The organism is Methylomonas sp. 2F7, assembly GCF_057126975.1.
Genome location: NZ_CP195203.1, coordinates 2,949,716 through 2,966,271 on the forward strand (window position 1 = coordinate 2,949,716; position 16,556 = coordinate 2,966,271).

A 16,556-nucleotide genomic window follows, 5' to 3' on the forward strand; every position below is an offset into this window, starting at 1 on the left:
AGCATCCCACATCCAATACAAACAAGATAATCTAACCACTATCAATCCCGCGTCGGGGTTACTCCCGTTATTCCGCCCCGAGCATCGCAGCTTTTGGCGAGATTGGCCCGCAGGGGAGCGGCAGGGATGCCGCTCGTTTTCGGAGGGGCTGGGAAGCCCCTTCCGAAAACCCTCGCCAAAAGCGAGACGCGCAGGATAAAGGCGGAATTCCGGGTGGCCTTTTCTTTGGATACTTTCTTTTGGCCAAGCAAAAGAAAGTATCTCGGCTGTCGGGCCGATACCCGACTTTTAAATAAACCGGTCGCGATAGCGACACCTTACCCCAGTTGATTCCATTCATGGTTCGACAAGCTCACCACGAACGGAATCAACTCGCCACCACCAACAGCTCACAAAATCCAATTTACCCAACCGCCCCCTCAAGACTAATCCCCAACAATGCCTGCGCCTCAACCGCAAATTCCATCGGCAACTCCTTAAACACTTCCTTACAAAATCCATTCACAATCATCGACACCGCATCTTCAGCAGACAAACCACGTTGTTGGCAAAAGAACAATTGATCTTCACTGATCTTGGAGGTGGTGGCTTCGTGCTCAATCTGCGCGGTCGGCTGTTTCACTTCCACATAAGGGAACGTGTGTGCGCCGCATTTATCACCAACCAACAGCGAATCACATTGGGTATGGTTACGAGCGTTTTCAGCAGACTTAGCGACTTTCACCAAACCACGATAAGTGTTTTGCGCCCGACCGGCGGAAATACCCTTGGACACGATGGTGCTGCGGGTGTTTTTGCCGATGTGGATCATCTTGGTGCCGGTGTCGGCTTGTTGCAAGTTGTTGGTCAACGCCACTGAATAAAACTCGCCGACCGAATCATCGCCTAGCAATACGCAACTTGGGTATTTCCAGGTGATCGCCGAGCCGGTTTCGACTTGGGTCCAGGACACTTTGGAATTGTGACCGCGGCACTCGGCGCGCTTAGTCACGAAGTTATAGATGCCGCCCTTGCCGTCCTTGTCGCCCGGATACCAGTTTTGGACGGTGGAATATTTGATCTGGGCATTATCCAGCGCCACCAGTTCTACCACCGCCGCATGCAGTTGGTTTTCGTCGCGCATTGGCGCGGTGCACCCTTCTAAGTAGGAGACATGCGAACCTTCGTCGGCGATGATCAGGGTTCTTTCAAATTGGCCAGTGTTGGCGGCGTTGATCCGAAAATAGGTCGACAACTCCATCGGGCAGCGCACACCTTTGGGGATGTATACAAAAGAACCGTCGGTAAACACAGCGGCATTCAATGCCGCGAAAAAGTTATCGCCCGTCGGCACTACGCTACCGAGGTATTGCTTCACTAAGTCCGGATGTTCATGCAAGGCTTCGGAAATCGGGCAGAAAATCACCCCGGCATCTTTCAATTTGCCTTTAAAAGTGGTGGCTACCGACACACTGTCGAACACTGCGTCGACTGCGATACCAGCCAAGCGCTCTTGTTCGTCGAGCGGGATGCCGAGCTTTTTATAAGTATCCAGCAATTCCGGATCGACTTCATCAAGGCTTTTCGGGCCGGCTTTCTTTGACTTTGGCGCCGAGTAGTAACTAATGGACTGATAATCGATAGGATCGATTTTCAGTTGCGCCCAGTCTGGCGAGGGCATGGTCTGCCAATGCCGGAAGGCTTTCAGCCGGTATTCCAGCATGAATTCCGGCTCGTTTTTGACTTTGGACAGCCGACGAATCACGTCTTCGTCCAGGCCTGGCGGAAACGTATCGACTTCCAGTTCGGTCACAAAGCCTTGTTTGTATTCCTGACTGATGAGATGTTCAATTTCTTGGGCGCTAGTAGACATAATCGTTTTCAATAATTAGCGAAACAACTGGTTAACCGGAATGGAGACTTCTTCCGGCGGCTTAAACGGCAAAATCAAATCAGCCAAGGTTACCGATTCCAGGGCATTGGCGATCTTTTGGTTGATCAAATGCCAATTGCCCTGAATCCGGCAACCACTGGCTTGATCGCAACTCTTGTGCGATACGGTACATTCAGTCAGGGCAATCGGCCCTTCCAGAGCAAAAATCACGGTGGCCACGCTGATCCGGCTAGGCTCTTTAGCCAAGGCGTAGCCGCCTTTTGCGCCGCGCATAGACACCAACACACCTGCCTTGAGCAATATCTTTAAGATCTTACTTACCGTTGGCTGCGAGATGCCGGTGGCCTCAGCAATTTCTAAAGCCCCATGCACACAACTCCTGTCCCTTGCCATGTAGCTCAAGATCACCGTGGCATAGTCTGTTAGCTTGCTCAACCTTAACATCGCGCTCCCTTTACATTTAGGACTATTTTAGTCTTATTTAAATCCTTAGTAAACAGCTTGGTTATTAAAGATCTTATTTTCCCATGAACACCGTTATCTTGTGAGTTCTCGTACACGGCGTTATCTGGTTCAGCATCGGGGAAAAACAGCTTGCAACAACTTTTCCCTGAAAATCTTGGTTTTTTGCAATACACTTCTTAAGAGAACGAAACGCACTCCATTTGATAAAAGCCATGACCCAAACTCGCAGCCCTATTGTTTTGATGTACCACGGTACGCCCGACGCTCAACCCGAGTCGCATTACTCGATAAGCGCGGACTTGTTTGCGAAGCATTTGCGGTATCTAAAGCAAGAAGGTTGGACAACGGTTTTGTTCAAAGACTTGCAAAGTACCAAATCGCTACCTGAAAAAAGTGTGGTCATTACTTTTGATGATGGCTACGAAGACAACTATCCGGGGGCTTTTTTGCCTCTGATGGTACTTGGGATGAAGGCCACATGGTTTATCGCTACCGATTGCATCGGCGGTCATGCCCATTGGCTAGGCAAACCATCAACTCAGACACGGATGCTAACGACGGAACGACTGCTTGAAATGCATGCAGCCGGAATGGAAGTTGCTTCGCACACCTGCTCGCATCCAGACCTATCGATACTCAGCGCAGACCAACAACAGTTCGAACTTTCAAAAGCCAAAGCTGTCCTCGAAGATTTATTGTCGACCCAAGTCAGCAGCCTGGCCTATCCCTTTGGCAGATTCAACTCGGATTCGATCACTTTGGCCGAACGGACAGGCTATAGCATGGCTTGTACCACCCGTCCCGGCTGGTTCGATAGCGAACCAAACCCTTACCTAGTTAGACGTATTGCCATATTCTCCGGCGACAGTGTCAGCACACTAGCCCGCAAATTAAACTTTGCGGATAACGATGTATCGTGGAAAAAAATGACGCGCTACTATGCGAACCGTGTTTGGGATAAACTGGTTCATACGATTTGATTGCCAATCACTGCAGATTTTAGCGAAGCTATGAATCAACAGTGATTAAGGGCGCAGAAATTCGTCACCACCAGAATTCAAAATTTTTACGCCGAGCTCAAAAACCCAGAACCTTGAACATGACTTTGCCCGGCAACTCTTTACCACTCTCTGCATTTAGATATCGACAATGAGCCTGGAAAAAGCCTCTAAAAAGCTCACATTCGCTTTTTGCACCTACAACCGTGCGGAAAGGTTAGAGAATCTGGTGTTTGCGATGCGAGCGCAATCTTGTCCGATTCCATTTGAAATTCTTGCTGTCGATAATAATAGTAGCGACACGACAAGCGATGTATTGAAACAACTTCAGCAACTACCAGGCCCGACACTCCGCTGGGTGCATGAACCCAACCAAGGCATAGTCGCAGCGCGCAACAGAGCCATACAAGAGGCAATCAATTCAGACATTCTGGTGTTTATTGACGACGATGAACTACCTTTATGCGGACTCTTGGAGACAGTTGTACACGCATACCTTAGCGAAGGCGCCGAATGCGTTGGCGGACGAATCGATATAGACTTTACAGACCATAAGCGTCCAGAATGGCTTGAGGACGAATTATTGGGATTTCTAGGCGCGCTGGATCACGGTAAACAAGCTTTCTGGATAGAAGACAGCACTACACCGGTTTGGGCCGGCAACATTGCATATGATATGGCGATATTCCGAAACGATCCGGCATTGCGCTTTGATCGCAGATATGACCGCAAAGGTAAAACCATAGGAGGAGGCGAAGACGTGATGATGTTTAATGTGCTACTCCAGCAAAAGCGCCGAATACGTTACCGCCCGGACATGGCGATACTTCACGCCGTCGAACCATGGCGACTCCGGCGACGCTACTTTTTAGATGTTCACTTTCTGGCCGGCTATCGAGGAGCAATTAATGACTTTCCGGTCTATCATCGCACCTACTTGGGTATACCGCCATTCTTGATCTCGCAAATTGTCCGCCAAACTTGGCAATGGCTTGCATTGGCATTCACTGCAAAACATAGCCTGCGCCAAGCAATGAATGTCAGCTATTCTCTCGGGCAAATATGTGGCTGTTTTTCACGCTGGAAAAACAAAATATTAATAAATAATTAAATTAAGCCGACCATTAAAAGCTTAGTTAAGTGCATTAAAACCTACTAAATTAAACTCCGTGCGCGACATAGTTGTTCTTATTTTTCTGATATGCTGCATAGTTGCCGCAATAAAAAAACCATGGTGGGGGGTACTATCGTTAGCAATATTCAGCTACTTGAATCCACACGCCTATGCCTGGGGAGCAGTACGTTCGCTACCGGTATACTATGTGTTATTTTTGGTAGTTGTTGTCAGCACGTTCAACACTAAAGATAAACAGCCCATCCCTAAAGATTGGCGAATTTCAGTTTTTATAACACTTTGGTTCTATTTCATATTTACCACAACCCAATCTCCTTTACAGGATATTGCCTGGGAAAAATTTTTGTTCGTCTCTAAAGTATTTGTGCCCTTCTATTTCACATGGGTACTCATCAATACCAGGGAAAAACTCTATTATCTTATTTCCACCATAGGGGCCTCTATCGGCATTGTTGCAGTTAAAGGTGGTATATTTGCTATCTTAACCGGCTTTGGTCACCGCGTATATGGACCTCCCAATACGCAATTCGAGGACAATAATTTATTTGCCGTTGCAATGTTGATTGCGGTGCCACTACTATTAGTATGGGAAAAAGAAGTACAGAAGAGCTGGCTTAAAAAAGGAATATTGCTATCCATTCCGATCATCTATGCCGCTTCGTTATCTTCATGGTCTCGAGGCGCATTACTGACCATGATCGCTCTAACGTTTACGCTGATTTCAAACAGCAAACGTAAATACTTGATGATCCCTCTAGTAATTGGCGGTACATTTTTTGTCATCCCCTACTTGCCTGAAGAATGGTTCGGACGTATGCACACTATGGAAACTTACGAGGAAGACCTTTCCGCCATGTCACGAATAGAGGCATGGACAGATGGCTGGAATCACGCGCTGAGCCACCCGTTTACCGGAGCGGGATTCGATGGCTGGATACATGTCACGATGCGGGATTGGCACAGTTCTTACATAGAAATGCTTGCTGAACATGGCTTTATAGCATTCGGGTTATGGATTTCGCTGATACTGGGTAGTGTTTTTGGATTGACCCGTTTATCAAGTCAAGCTAAACGAGTAGAAGGCATGGAATGGGTGCGCCACTATAGCCTAATGATCAGAACGTCGATCATTTGTTATATGGTTGGCACCGCTTTCCTCGGCTTATCCTATTGGGATTTGATTTATCATTTAGTTTTTATATCGATGTTAATTAAAAAATTCGCATTACAAGAATTTTCGGAAAAAGCACACATAAATGAACAGCAGTACAAAAAAAATCGAAATATAATAATTTAGCCACCATTCATACTCATCCAATCGAATAAAATAGAGATGGAAAAAATACTGGTGTCCCTCTACTGCTCATCCGCTGCCGCACTGCTTTTTACTATTACATTAATCATTCTTACCTTACACAACTATTCTCGTACCGGACCCGGTATCCAAAAAGAAATAGAAAAAAAGTTTGGGTATTATGTAGTTTTCGCCCTAACCAGATTAGCCGTTTGGTTATTTATCATATTTTTTCTGACATCCTTACCCGGTTCTATTGCAGCTTATTCAATATCAAAGCTCACTGCATTGATGGAATTTAATTTCATCACAGGTTTAACCTACTGCTTAATATCAACCGCACTAATTACTACCTACTTTTTTTTACACCAACTCCTGTATACACCGGGCACCATTCAATTATCTTTCCAGTATAGATTTTCCAGATTGTTTGTTATTTGGAAAATATTATCTCCCGAAATAATAAGCGGCATAAAGTTTTCATTACTTTTATCGCTGTCTATAACATCGGCAATCGCTCTATTTTTCGCTATCGAAGAAAATAATACGCCACTAGTGATCTATATAGTAGCCTTGGCCGTTTTATATGCTTACATCTATTACGCAACGATAGTTAACGAACCAGTTATCGCTAAAGCCACGTCCCAAACAAAACCCAACGTGATTATGATAGGTTCCGATACATTGCGCCATGACAGACTAGGCGACAGTAACTATCACAGAAATCTTACCCCCAACATTGATAAATTAAGCGCGAACGGCTTACGACTTTATAAATGCATAACCCCTGTTGCCAGAACGGCACCAAGTATTACATCCCTATTTACCGGATTATGGCCGCATAACCATAAAATTCGCGACAACTATCCATCCCTGGCAGACTGTATATTACCGCAGCCGTCTTTGATCGACATATTAAACGAGCACGGTTACTTGACTGCATGCATCTCCGATTGGTGCGGAGCCGATTTCGCAAAATTAAGTTTTAACTTCAAGGAAATCTCCGTCGCCGAAGATCAATGGAATATCAAACTGCTACTAAGGCAAGGCCCGTCTTTAATCAGAAACGTATTGTCGCTATTCACCAATAACGCATTAGGAAAACGCTTCTTACCCGAGTTCTATTACTTGGCCGGCGTACCTTTGATCCGAAGCTTGAGCCGCGAATGCCGCCAATTAATTGCCCGTTCGGCGAAAAACTCGCAGCCCTTTTTTATTAATTTGTTCACTTCGGCGACTCACGTCCCGTTCAATTCGGAGTATCCCTATTACAACTTATTTACCCCAAAAGACTATAAAGGTGAATCACGGTTTATTATGACCAGACTCGCCTCGGCGGAAGAAATTATCAAAAAACAGGAAAAAACATCGGAGTTTTTCGACATCCCGCAAATTATTAATTTATATGACAGCTGCGTCAAACAATTCGATGACGAAGTGGGGAAAATAATTGATTATATTGAAAAGTCCAATTTATCCGATAATACCATCGTAATCATATATAGTGATCATGGTGCGGATTTTTTTGAAACCGGATGCTGGGGCCAGGGCAATACCTTGATAGGAGACGACCCCAGCGGCAGAATTCCATTGGTGATGAAAGGCCCTGGAGTGCCTAGTGGCGTAAACTTTAAGCCGACTACCCGCTCTATTGACGTGATGCCAACTTTGCTAGATTTGTTGAATATACCCATTCCAACAAAGCTCGACGGTGTTAATTTGATTCCTTATGTGAAAGCACAAACATCACCTGAGCTTTTTGCTTTTCAAGAAACAGGGATTTGGCTAGGAAAAATACCCGGTTTACATCCCGAACAAATTTTATATCCCAATATTGTTGAATTACTGGATATTCCTGACAAAAAATCCGGCACGCTGGTAGTCAACGAAAAACATTATCCCACGGTTATCCGCGCGAAAAGCCGTTCCATACAGAATGAAAAGTGGAAACTAATTTATATAGCGACTTACACAAAGCCTGTGTATCAGCTATACGACTTAGAAAACGACCCATATCGGGATGTAATAGAGTCTCATCCCGATATATTTGCGGAGCTTAAAAAACTATTGGATAGCCACATCAAAAGTGACCCTTTGTTTGAATCTGGTAATTAAAATAAAAAACTGTTGCACAGCTTAAAACTGTGCAATTGGTGTATTAAAAATTATTCACTGATAGTACTGAAGATACCAAGCAACAAACCGTTCAATACCCTGCTCAATAGTCGTGTTTGGCTTATAACCAACATCCGCCACCAAGGCCTCCACATTGGCGAACGTATCGGGAACATCACCAGGCTGCAACGGCAATAGATTTTTCTCGGCAGTCTTACCGAGAAAGCGTTCCAAGGTTTCGATATAAGACAGCAGTTCCACTGGATTCTGGTTACCAATGTTATAGACCCGCCAAGGCGCTCTACTAGTGCCTGGATCGGGATTTTCTCCACTCCAGTCCGGATTAGGCGAAGCGTTATGATCCATGGTCCGAATCACGCCCTCAACAATATCGTCTATATAAGTAAAATCGCGGCGGTGCTTACCGTAGTTGAATACATTGATTTTCTCGCCATTCAAAATAGCCTTTGTGAACAAAAACAATGCCATGTCGGGGCGGCCCCACGGTCCATACACGGTAAAAAAGCGTAAACCCGTGGTAGGCAATTGATACAAGTTGCTGTAGGTATGCGCCATCAGCTCATTGGCTTTTTTTGACGCCGCATACAAGCTCAACGGATGATCGACATTGTCATGCACGGAAAACGGCATGGATTCGTTCGCACCGTACACGGAACTGCTGGAGGCGTATACCAAGTGCTCCACCTGATTATGCCTGCAACCTTCCAATATATTGATGAAACCGACAATGTTACTATCGATATAGGCATGCGGATTCTCAATGGAATAGCGCACACCGGCCTGAGCCGCCAGATTAACCACTTTTTGCGGCTGGTGCTTTTTAAATAAAGCCTCAATGCCGTCTCTATCGGCAATATCTAATCTGACATCGGTATAAGCGGCAAAATCTTTGATTCGATCTAAGCGACTCAATTTCAGGTTAACATCGTAATAGTCATTAAGATTATCGACACCAATGACCTCGTCACCGCGCTCCAATAATCTCAGCGCCAAATGATTGCCTATAAAACCGGCGGTGCCGGTCACCATAATCTTCATTCTTAAAGCCTTGCGTCTGTTTGATCAGTAGGAAACAAGTATTTGAGGTCATACACAATGGCCTGCGGCGTACCTAAAGCTCTGACGTCTGAAATCGCCATTTTTCTGAACTCATCATGGGCCACAGCGAGAATAATCGCGTCGTATTTTCCCGCTGACGGTTTCACTACCGGCGTTATACCGTATTCGTGTTTCGCTTCCTCGGCATTAACCCAGGGATCGTAAACCTCGACATTGACGCCATAAGTCTTCAATTCAGCAATGATGTCGACCACCCGCGTGTTGCGAATGTCCGGACAGTTTTCTTTGAAGGTCAAGCCCATGATCAACACATTAGCTTCCTGGACATGCACACGCTTCTTCAGCATCAACTTTACTAATTGCGACACAACGTATACCCCCATGCCATCGTTGATTCGACGGCCAGAGAGTATCACTTCCGGGTTGTAGCCGATGGCTTGGGCTTTATGGGTTAAATAGTAGGGATCCACGCCGATACAGTGCCCACCGACTAAACCTGGGCGAAACGGCAGGAAATTCCATTTAGTACCCGCAGCCAACAAAACTTCCTCGGTATCTATTCCGAGTTTATTGAAGATTAAAGCCAGTTCGTTGATTAGGGCAATGTTGACGTCGCGCTGAGTGTTTTCAATGACCTTAGCAGCCTCGGCGACTTTGATGCTGCTGGCTTTGTGTGTGCCAGCAGTGATGATACTTTTATACAAAGCATCTACTTTTTCGGCTATTTCAGGTGTAGAGCCCGAGGTGACCTTCAGAATATTGGTGACACGGTGTTGCTTGTCGCCGGGATTAATACGCTCGGGGCTATAACCGACATAAAAATCCCGGTTAAAAGTCAAGCCCGACACTTTCTCCAGAATCGGTATGCAAACCTCTTCGGTTGCACCAGGATAAACAGTGGATTCGTAAATGACGATGTCGCCGGACTTTATAACCTTTCCCAACAAATCGCTGGCTTTTTGCAGCGGCGTCAAATCAGGTTGTTTATGGTCGTTGATTGGCGTGGGGACTGTGACTATATAAACCGAACAATCGGCTATATCTGGTAAATCAGCACTGTAAGTCAGCAACTTGGCGTCGGCGAGTTCTTCTTCACTAACTTCCAGAGTATGGTCGCGACCTGCGCGTAATTCCTGGATTCGATGCTGATTGATATCGAAACCTACAGTTTGATATTTTCGCCCAAACTCGACGGCTAGCGGCAACCCCACGTAACCAAGCCCAATCATACCGATTTTAATGTTATCTAACATCTAGTAAATCCTCCTCCGTCCCGCTCTGAGTTTTAATGACTTGAATTACTTTTTAACTATACAGCCCCATGCCGTCAGCCAGGCTTGTGCCTGATAACTTTCCGCCGCTTTCGGCAAGTTGCCGCTCAACACCATCGCCAAAGTATGATTGATAATGCCGAAGAAATAAGTGTAGGCCAATAACGGATCCAGCGCCTTCATCTCGCCGTCTTTGACACCATTCTGAAAAATCCGTTTTATTTTAGTAAATGCGGGCGTTTCCAGCAGGGGCTTAGGTTCCGCCAAAAACTCTTCGCTCTTTACAAATAACAAAAACTCGACGATTTCCGGAGCGTCATCAGTTAATTTGAAGAGTAAATCGACTATCTCCCGCAATTGTTCTGCAGCTTTACGATTCCTGCGGCGAATATCATCAATCGATATGCTCAGACTATCCAGAATATTTTCGTACAAGGCTTGCGCGATGGCTTGCTTAGTTTTGAAATACTGACTAATGCCGGTACTGGTTGTTATACCTGCTGCATCTTTGATATCGGTTAATGAGGTATTGAAATATCCTTTCTTGGCAAACAGCTTTAAAGCGGCCTGCAACACTTCATCCTGACTGATGGTTTTACTCGGTTTATTTTCTAGTTCTAATTCTTGTTCCATGCTCTTATATACAGCTTTACCTGCTGTTTACTCTCTGTTGTGGCAGTATCGATACTGCTTTTATTATTCGTTGATGGTGGAGAACGCCGCGACCAGATAATTAACCATAGACCATAAGGTTAAAATCGCCGACAAGTATAACAACCAGTAACCCATGGTATTGATAGGCAGGCCTAATAAATCATCCCGATAAAGCAACAAACTGACTGCCGTCATTTGCGCCGTGGTTTTCCATTTTCCCAATTGCGAAACCCTGACCTTGGCTCGCTGGCCGATTTCGGCCATCCATTCTCTCAGCGATGCAATCGCAATTTCCCTACCGATAATGATAGCCGCCGGCACTGCAAGATAAGGATTACCTTGAGCCTGCACCACCAATACCAGCACAAAGGCCACCATCAATTTGTCAGCCACCGGATCCAAGAAGGCACCGAACGCAGTCTGCATATTCATTTTTCTGGCAAGATAACCATCAAGCCAATCGGTGAAACCGGCAACTAAAAAAATTGCAGTGCAGGCCAGATTGGAATACTGCCACGGCAAGTAAAACACAACGGCCAATAACGGAATCAGGGCGATCCGTAACAGGGTTAAATAGGTCGGAATGGTGAATCTAATGGCCATCTTGATGGTGAAATGTATCGTAAATTCGCTGCGCTAATTGTCGGCTAATGCCATCTATACTGGCTAAAGCATCCACACCAGCGCTGGACACACCCTGTAACCCGCCAAACTGTTTCAGCAAAACCTGTCTTCTTTTCGGCCCCAGTCCGGCAATATCTTCCAGTACCGATTGTTTGTTAACCTTACCGCGTCGCTGCCTGTGTCCCGTTATCGCAAAACGATGCGCTTCATCGCGAATCTGTTGAATCAATAACAAGGCGGAAGCACCCGGTGTCACGTCCAAAGGTTGCCGATTACCGACCAGAATAATTTTCTCCATTCCGGCTTTGCGATCAGGGCCCTTGGCAACGCCGACTATCATAACATCGTTTATCTCCAATTCAGCCAAAGCCTTTTCCGCCTCGGCGACTTGGCCTTTGCCGCCGTCTATTAAAAGGATGTCCGGGGCTGGATGCTCGCCATTCTTCAATCGACTGAAGCGTCTAAAAACCGCCTGATGAATCGCCGCATAGTCATCGCCGGCAGTAATGCCATCGATATTAAAGCGCCGATAGTCGGATTTCACCGGCCCTTCTCTATCGAACACCACACAAGACGCCACAGTCTGTTCGCCTTGGGTATGACTAATATCAAAACACTCCAGGCGACTTGGTGTGATGTCGCAGCCCAGTTCTTGCTGCAAACTGATAAAGCGGCCTTGCAAACCTTGCCGATCAGCCAGCCTGGCGTTTAGCGCGCTGTCGGCGTTGGTCATCGCCATTTGCAACCACTTCATCCGTTCGCCGCGCACGTTATTGGCAATCGCTACCGCATGTTTAGCCTGTTCGGCCAACACCTCGGCCACCAAAGCCGATTCCGGCAAGGCATGACTGACGATCAATTCATGGGGTACTGTTTTATCCAAGTAATACTGGGCGATGAAAGCCTGCAAAATTTCCTCAGGCTGGTTTTCATCGCCGACTTTCGGAAAAAACTGTCGGTTACCCAAATGCTGACCGTTGCGGATAAAAAACACCTGCACACATGCCACGCCGTTTTTGGCCGCACACGCGACAATGTCCACATCGCCTTTTTCACCCTCCACACAATGTTTTTCCAACACCGCGCGCAAACGGGCGATTTGATCGCGATAAGCGGCAGCCTGCTCGAACTCCAACTGGGCGGCGGCAGTTTCCATTTTGCCCACCAAGCGATCAATCAGTAAGCCGCCCTGCCCCTCCAGAAACAGAATCGTATTTTCCACATCGTTAGCATATTGCTCTTTGCTAACCAGTCCCACGCAAGGCGCCGTGCAGCGCTCAATCTGGTGTTGCAGACAAGGCCGAGAGCGGGCGCTGTAATAAGAATCCTCGCATTGCCGCACCGGGAAAATTTTTTGCAATAACTTCAGGGTTTCCTTCACCGCGCTGGCACTGGGATACGGCCCGAAATATTTGCCACGGCGCTTCTTAGCCCCACGATGAAAAGTCAGTTGCGGGAAATCGTGAAAGCTGGAAATGAACACATAGGGATAGGATTTATCGTCCCGCAAACTGATGTTGTAGCGTGGCTTGTGGCGTTTGATCTGCTGACTTTCCAGCAGCAAGGCTTCGCCCTCCGTATGGGTAACGGTTACTTCTATCCCGGCAACCTTGGCCACCATGGCCTGCTGTTTGGGCGAAGCATTTTGACTTCTGAAATAACTGGAAACCCGATTTTTTAGGTTCTTGGCTTTGCCTATATAAATGATCTCGCCTTTCTCATCCAACATCTTATAAATGCCGGGACGCTGGGTTAGCGTCTTCAAAAAGGCTTTGGCGTCGAATTCGCCCGGATGAGTTTCAGTCACGGGCAGCCAGCAAATTTTGAATGGTTACAAACACCGCCGCTAGCATCTCCATGCTCAGGCGCTTGGTCTGCACGTTATAGCGACTGCAATGGTAAGAACTGACCAGCGTGTTACCGTCCGGCAATTCAAAGCTGACATGATGAGCGAATTTAGCCGCACTACTCTTTAAACCATAAGCACGCAATACTGCCTGATGGGCGATATTGCCCAAGGCCAATATCACCGAATGTTTCGGCAGGGTCTTAATTTCCGCGGCCAGAAAAGGATTGCATTGTTTAATCTCCTCGCCGGTGGGTTTGTTTTGCGGCGGCAAACATTTCACTGCATTGGTAATCCGGCAATTGCTAAGTTGCAAACCATCGGCCAAATTTGTCGATTCCAATTGATTGCTGTAACCGAAATCGTACAAAGCCTGATACAGCAACAAGCCGGCATAGTCGCCGGTAAACGGTCTGCCTGTGGCGTTCGCGCCGTGCATGCCAGGCGCCAAGCCAACAACCAGCAAGCGCGCTTCCGGATCGCCGAACGGCGCCACTGGTAAGGCATGATAAGCGGGATACTTAGACTTCACATCGCCGAGAAATTCGCTTAAACGCGGGCATGCCTGACAGTCTTGATTAAAATAGGATGAATAAGTCATAAAACGATAAACACTCAAATTGGCGGAATTTTACCTGAGCCCAAGGTTTCTTGCGTCGCTCGCTTTGGTTATTAACTTGGCCTCTAAAACATCATTACTGCCGTCTTCGCCGGAATGACCATCTCCAGACAGAATAAGCGCCGGCTTAACAGCAAGCACTCTTGTCCGGACTTTCCAAATCCTAATAACCCAAGCCCGGAAACAGCTGGATTGGAATACCGCAAATACCAGCACCGGATAAACCTAAATGTTTGCTAATTGATAAAATTGTGGTATTTTCACAACATGCTTGGCAGAATCTACAATTTCCTTTGATTTTTAAAGCCTAATTTTTTCTAACCATGGCTTTATCACTCCCTCTCAAGAGCAACGAATTATCTATTTTTATAAATGACAAAGGAGTTTTTATGTTGAAGAAAAGTTTACTGGCAATCGCCACGATAACGGCGCTCGGTTCCGTGTCGACGGCACAAGCCGGCGAGTTCCTTGACGATAGATGGTACGCAGCCCCCTTCGGCACCTTCGTACAACCGGGCGGTGATCGTAATGCGCACAGCGGTTGGGGCGGCGGTCTGGGCTTGGGTAAGATCATCAACGAACATCTGAACATCGAAGTCAGAGGCTTATACCAAAACCTGGAAGGCGCCAAAAACAACGGCAACTGGGATTTGACCGGTGGCACGGTAGATGCGCAGTATTATTTGTTTAGAGATAAATTCTCGCCTTATGCAGTAATCGGCGTGGGCGGCATAAACTCTACGCACAATGGCGACAGCGGCGCGGGCTTCATCGGCGAAGCGGGCGCGGGTTTTACTTATGAACTACACGATAACTTCCTGATTCGCAGCGACGTGCGCTACCGTTACAACAACAACTTCAACGCCAAACTGCAACCTGGCACCGAAGAGTTTCATGACATGACGGTCAATCTGGGTTTCGTGATTCCATTCGGCGAAAAACCCAAAGCCGTGGTTGCCAAAGCTGAACCGACTCCTCCTCCAGCACCGATGCCGGCTAAACTCGATTGCTCAAAAATGGATGACGACAAAGACGGTGTGAATAACTGTGTTGATAAATGTCCGACTACATTACCGGGCGTTGAAGTCAGTATTTACGGCTGCTGGATTGTTGACGTGAAGTTCGATAATGACAAAGACGTGATCAAACCACAGTATTTCCCAAAACTGGATAAGGTCGTTGACCGCATCAAACAGTACCCTGACATGGCGTTTGAAGTGCAAGGCCATACCAGCAATACCGGTTCTTACAAACACAATCTGGACTTGTCGGAGCGCCGGGCATTGGCGGTTAAGAAATACCTGACCAAAGGCAGCCACTCTCCCAATATTACCTCACACGGTTATAGCTGGGATAGACCGATAGACACCAACGAAACTGAAGAAGGCCGCGCCAATAACCGTCGCGTGCAATTGGAAGTTGACGGCAAAGCGCAACAACCTTTGAAAAAATAAGAAGACCTGATCAATCTGATTGATTCAGAATCACAAAACCCGCCGAAAGGCGGGTTTTTTATGGCCTGCGCGCCACGAAGGTTAAATTTCACAGACAAAATCAATCACAGACCCAGTACTCTAAATTCCGCGCAAGCACTTGAACGCTGCCAGACCCGCTCAAACTCTTCGCGCAATGGCCGATGACGTGCCGGCAAATTAGGACTCCAATGCCCTTCGTAGCGATTACCCAGCAAGCGAAATAAATAGCCGTCGCTATCGTTGATGACAAAAGCAGAGGCATATTGTAAATCTTCGGCTTCATCGGGCACACGAATCAGAAAATATGACGGCAAGCGCTGCGCCAATTCCACGACAGGATGAACCTGATTACGCAGGCTGGTCGGATCCTGAACTATGATCTGCACACTAGCGTTACGATTGCTGAGGGCAAATTGCTTTAACGCCTCGACAAGGTCTTTTTGCCCGTATACGACATAATCCAAGTCTCGGCTGTAGATATAAATCTGCCGACGCGCCGCCATCACCAATTGTCGGGTAGCGGCCAAGGTCGATTCGACTGTCTCCAGCCGCGCAGCCTCGACAGAAACCTCTCTGGTCTGCGGTATTGAACGCACCGTTTGCTCACGCGGCTGCAACATAAGCCGGATAGCCTGATGCGGGATACCAGCTTCGGTAAACACTTCGCCTTCAGCGGCAAAACCGAATTTTTGGTAGAACCCCAACGCGGTGAGTTGCGCACTTGCGGTGATGCTGGTCAGCCCCAGGTTGCGGGCTTTGTCGATTGTCGCACGTAACAAAGACTCCCCAACGCCTTGACCCCGCCATTCGCGGAGAACCGCCATCCGCCCGACGTTACCCTCCGGCGAGAGCCGACAGGTAGCGATTGGCCGGTAATCCGCATCCCGCACCAGAAAATGATGACAGTCTGGATCGAGCTCGTCGAACTCCACCTCTAACGGTATTTGCTGTTCGATGACGAACACCAAATTTCGCACATACCGTATATCTTCAAAATCAACGGCGTAGCTGGCTGGCTCGAGATAACAATTGGCAATTTGCATAGCGCGACGAATGAGTAGTAAGTGAGGGGACTAGTTTAGATACACTCTGCCAAAAATTCGACTC

At 47.1% G+C, this 16,556-nt stretch carries 14 protein-coding genes; 5 read left to right on the forward strand and 9 right to left on the reverse strand.

Features of this window, described 5'->3' with window-relative positions; genetic code table 11:
- Positions 1–403: 403 nt before the first annotated feature.
- Positions 404–1,852 (reverse strand): Fe-S cluster assembly protein SufB, encoded by a 1,449-nt coding sequence (sufB, locus tag ACR64Q_RS13100; protein WP_026601269.1) that lies wholly within the window; start codon positions 1,850–1,852, stop codon positions 404–406.
- Positions 1,853–1,867: 15 nt separating this feature from the next.
- Positions 1,868–2,317 carry an SUF system Fe-S cluster assembly regulator gene (locus ACR64Q_RS13105; protein ID WP_036275651.1) on the reverse strand — a complete coding sequence of 150 codons (450 nt, stop codon included), beginning with the start codon at positions 2,315–2,317 and terminating at the stop codon, positions 1,868–1,870.
- A gap of 371 nt (positions 2,318–2,688) precedes the next feature.
- On the opposite strand from ACR64Q_RS13105, the gene ACR64Q_RS13110 reads away from it, so the two are divergent.
- The 4 genes from ACR64Q_RS13110 (at position 2,689) to ACR64Q_RS13125 (ending at position 7,880) form a co-directional block, all read left to right on the forward strand.
- Positions 2,689–3,318, forward strand: a complete 630-nt coding sequence (locus ACR64Q_RS13110) for a polysaccharide deacetylase family protein (RefSeq protein ID WP_231499590.1) — start codon at positions 2,689–2,691, stop codon at positions 3,316–3,318.
- A gap of 169 nt (positions 3,319–3,487) precedes the next feature.
- On the forward strand, positions 3,488–4,447 hold the full coding sequence (locus ACR64Q_RS13115; protein ID WP_026601272.1) for a glycosyltransferase: 960 nt from the start codon (positions 3,488–3,490) through the stop codon (positions 4,445–4,447).
- 58 nt (positions 4,448–4,505) lie between these two features.
- Complete coding sequence (locus ACR64Q_RS13120; protein WP_051426993.1) at positions 4,506–5,768, forward strand: putative O-glycosylation ligase, exosortase A system-associated; 1,263 nt, start codon at positions 4,506–4,508, stop codon at positions 5,766–5,768.
- Between the two features lie 36 nt (positions 5,769–5,804).
- Positions 5,805–7,880 (forward strand): sulfatase family protein, encoded by a 2,076-nt coding sequence (locus ACR64Q_RS13125; protein ID WP_313732223.1) that lies wholly within the window; start codon positions 5,805–5,807, stop codon positions 7,878–7,880.
- A 54-nt stretch (positions 7,881–7,934) separates the two neighbouring features.
- Here ACR64Q_RS13125 and ACR64Q_RS13130 read toward each other — a convergent pair whose 3' ends face one another.
- From ACR64Q_RS13130 to ACR64Q_RS13155, 6 genes are all read right to left on the reverse strand, one after another.
- Entirely contained in the window at positions 7,935–8,939 is a 1,005-nt protein-coding gene (locus ACR64Q_RS13130; protein ID WP_026601275.1) for an NAD-dependent epimerase, read from the reverse strand.
- 2 nt (positions 8,940–8,941) lie between these two features.
- Positions 8,942–10,213 (reverse strand): Vi polysaccharide biosynthesis UDP-N-acetylglucosamine C-6 dehydrogenase TviB, encoded by a 1,272-nt coding sequence (tviB, locus tag ACR64Q_RS13135; RefSeq protein WP_313732222.1) that lies wholly within the window; start codon positions 10,211–10,213, stop codon positions 8,942–8,944.
- Between the two features lie 45 nt (positions 10,214–10,258).
- A complete protein-coding gene (locus tag ACR64Q_RS13140; RefSeq protein WP_026601277.1) occupies positions 10,259–10,864 on the reverse strand; it encodes a TetR/AcrR family transcriptional regulator in 606 nt (201 codons plus the stop codon).
- Positions 10,865–10,927: 63 nt separating this feature from the next.
- On the reverse strand, positions 10,928–11,488 hold the full coding sequence (gene pgsA / locus ACR64Q_RS13145; RefSeq protein WP_026601278.1) for a CDP-diacylglycerol--glycerol-3-phosphate 3-phosphatidyltransferase: 561 nt from the start codon (positions 11,486–11,488) through the stop codon (positions 10,928–10,930).
- Positions 11,478–13,316 carry an excinuclease ABC subunit UvrC gene (uvrC, locus tag ACR64Q_RS13150; RefSeq protein ID WP_313732221.1) on the reverse strand — a complete coding sequence of 613 codons (1,839 nt, stop codon included), beginning with the start codon at positions 13,314–13,316 and terminating at the stop codon, positions 11,478–11,480. Before uvrC ends, pgsA begins: the two co-directional genes overlap by 11 nt.
- Positions 13,309–13,956, reverse strand: coding sequence for a uracil-DNA glycosylase (locus ACR64Q_RS13155; RefSeq protein ID WP_026601280.1), 648 nt, complete (start codon positions 13,954–13,956; stop codon positions 13,309–13,311). Before ACR64Q_RS13155 ends, uvrC begins: the two co-directional genes overlap by 8 nt.
- Before the next feature lie 407 nt (positions 13,957–14,363).
- On the opposite strand from ACR64Q_RS13155, the gene ACR64Q_RS13160 reads away from it, so the two are divergent.
- Positions 14,364–15,428 (forward strand): OmpA family protein, encoded by a 1,065-nt coding sequence (locus ACR64Q_RS13160; protein ID WP_026601281.1) that lies wholly within the window; start codon positions 14,364–14,366, stop codon positions 15,426–15,428.
- Between the two features lie 104 nt (positions 15,429–15,532).
- On the opposite strand, the gene ACR64Q_RS13165 is transcribed toward ACR64Q_RS13160, so the two are convergent.
- Positions 15,533–16,492, reverse strand: a complete 960-nt coding sequence (locus ACR64Q_RS13165) for a GNAT family N-acetyltransferase (protein WP_313732220.1) — start codon at positions 16,490–16,492, stop codon at positions 15,533–15,535.
- Positions 16,493–16,556 lie beyond the last annotated feature (64 nt).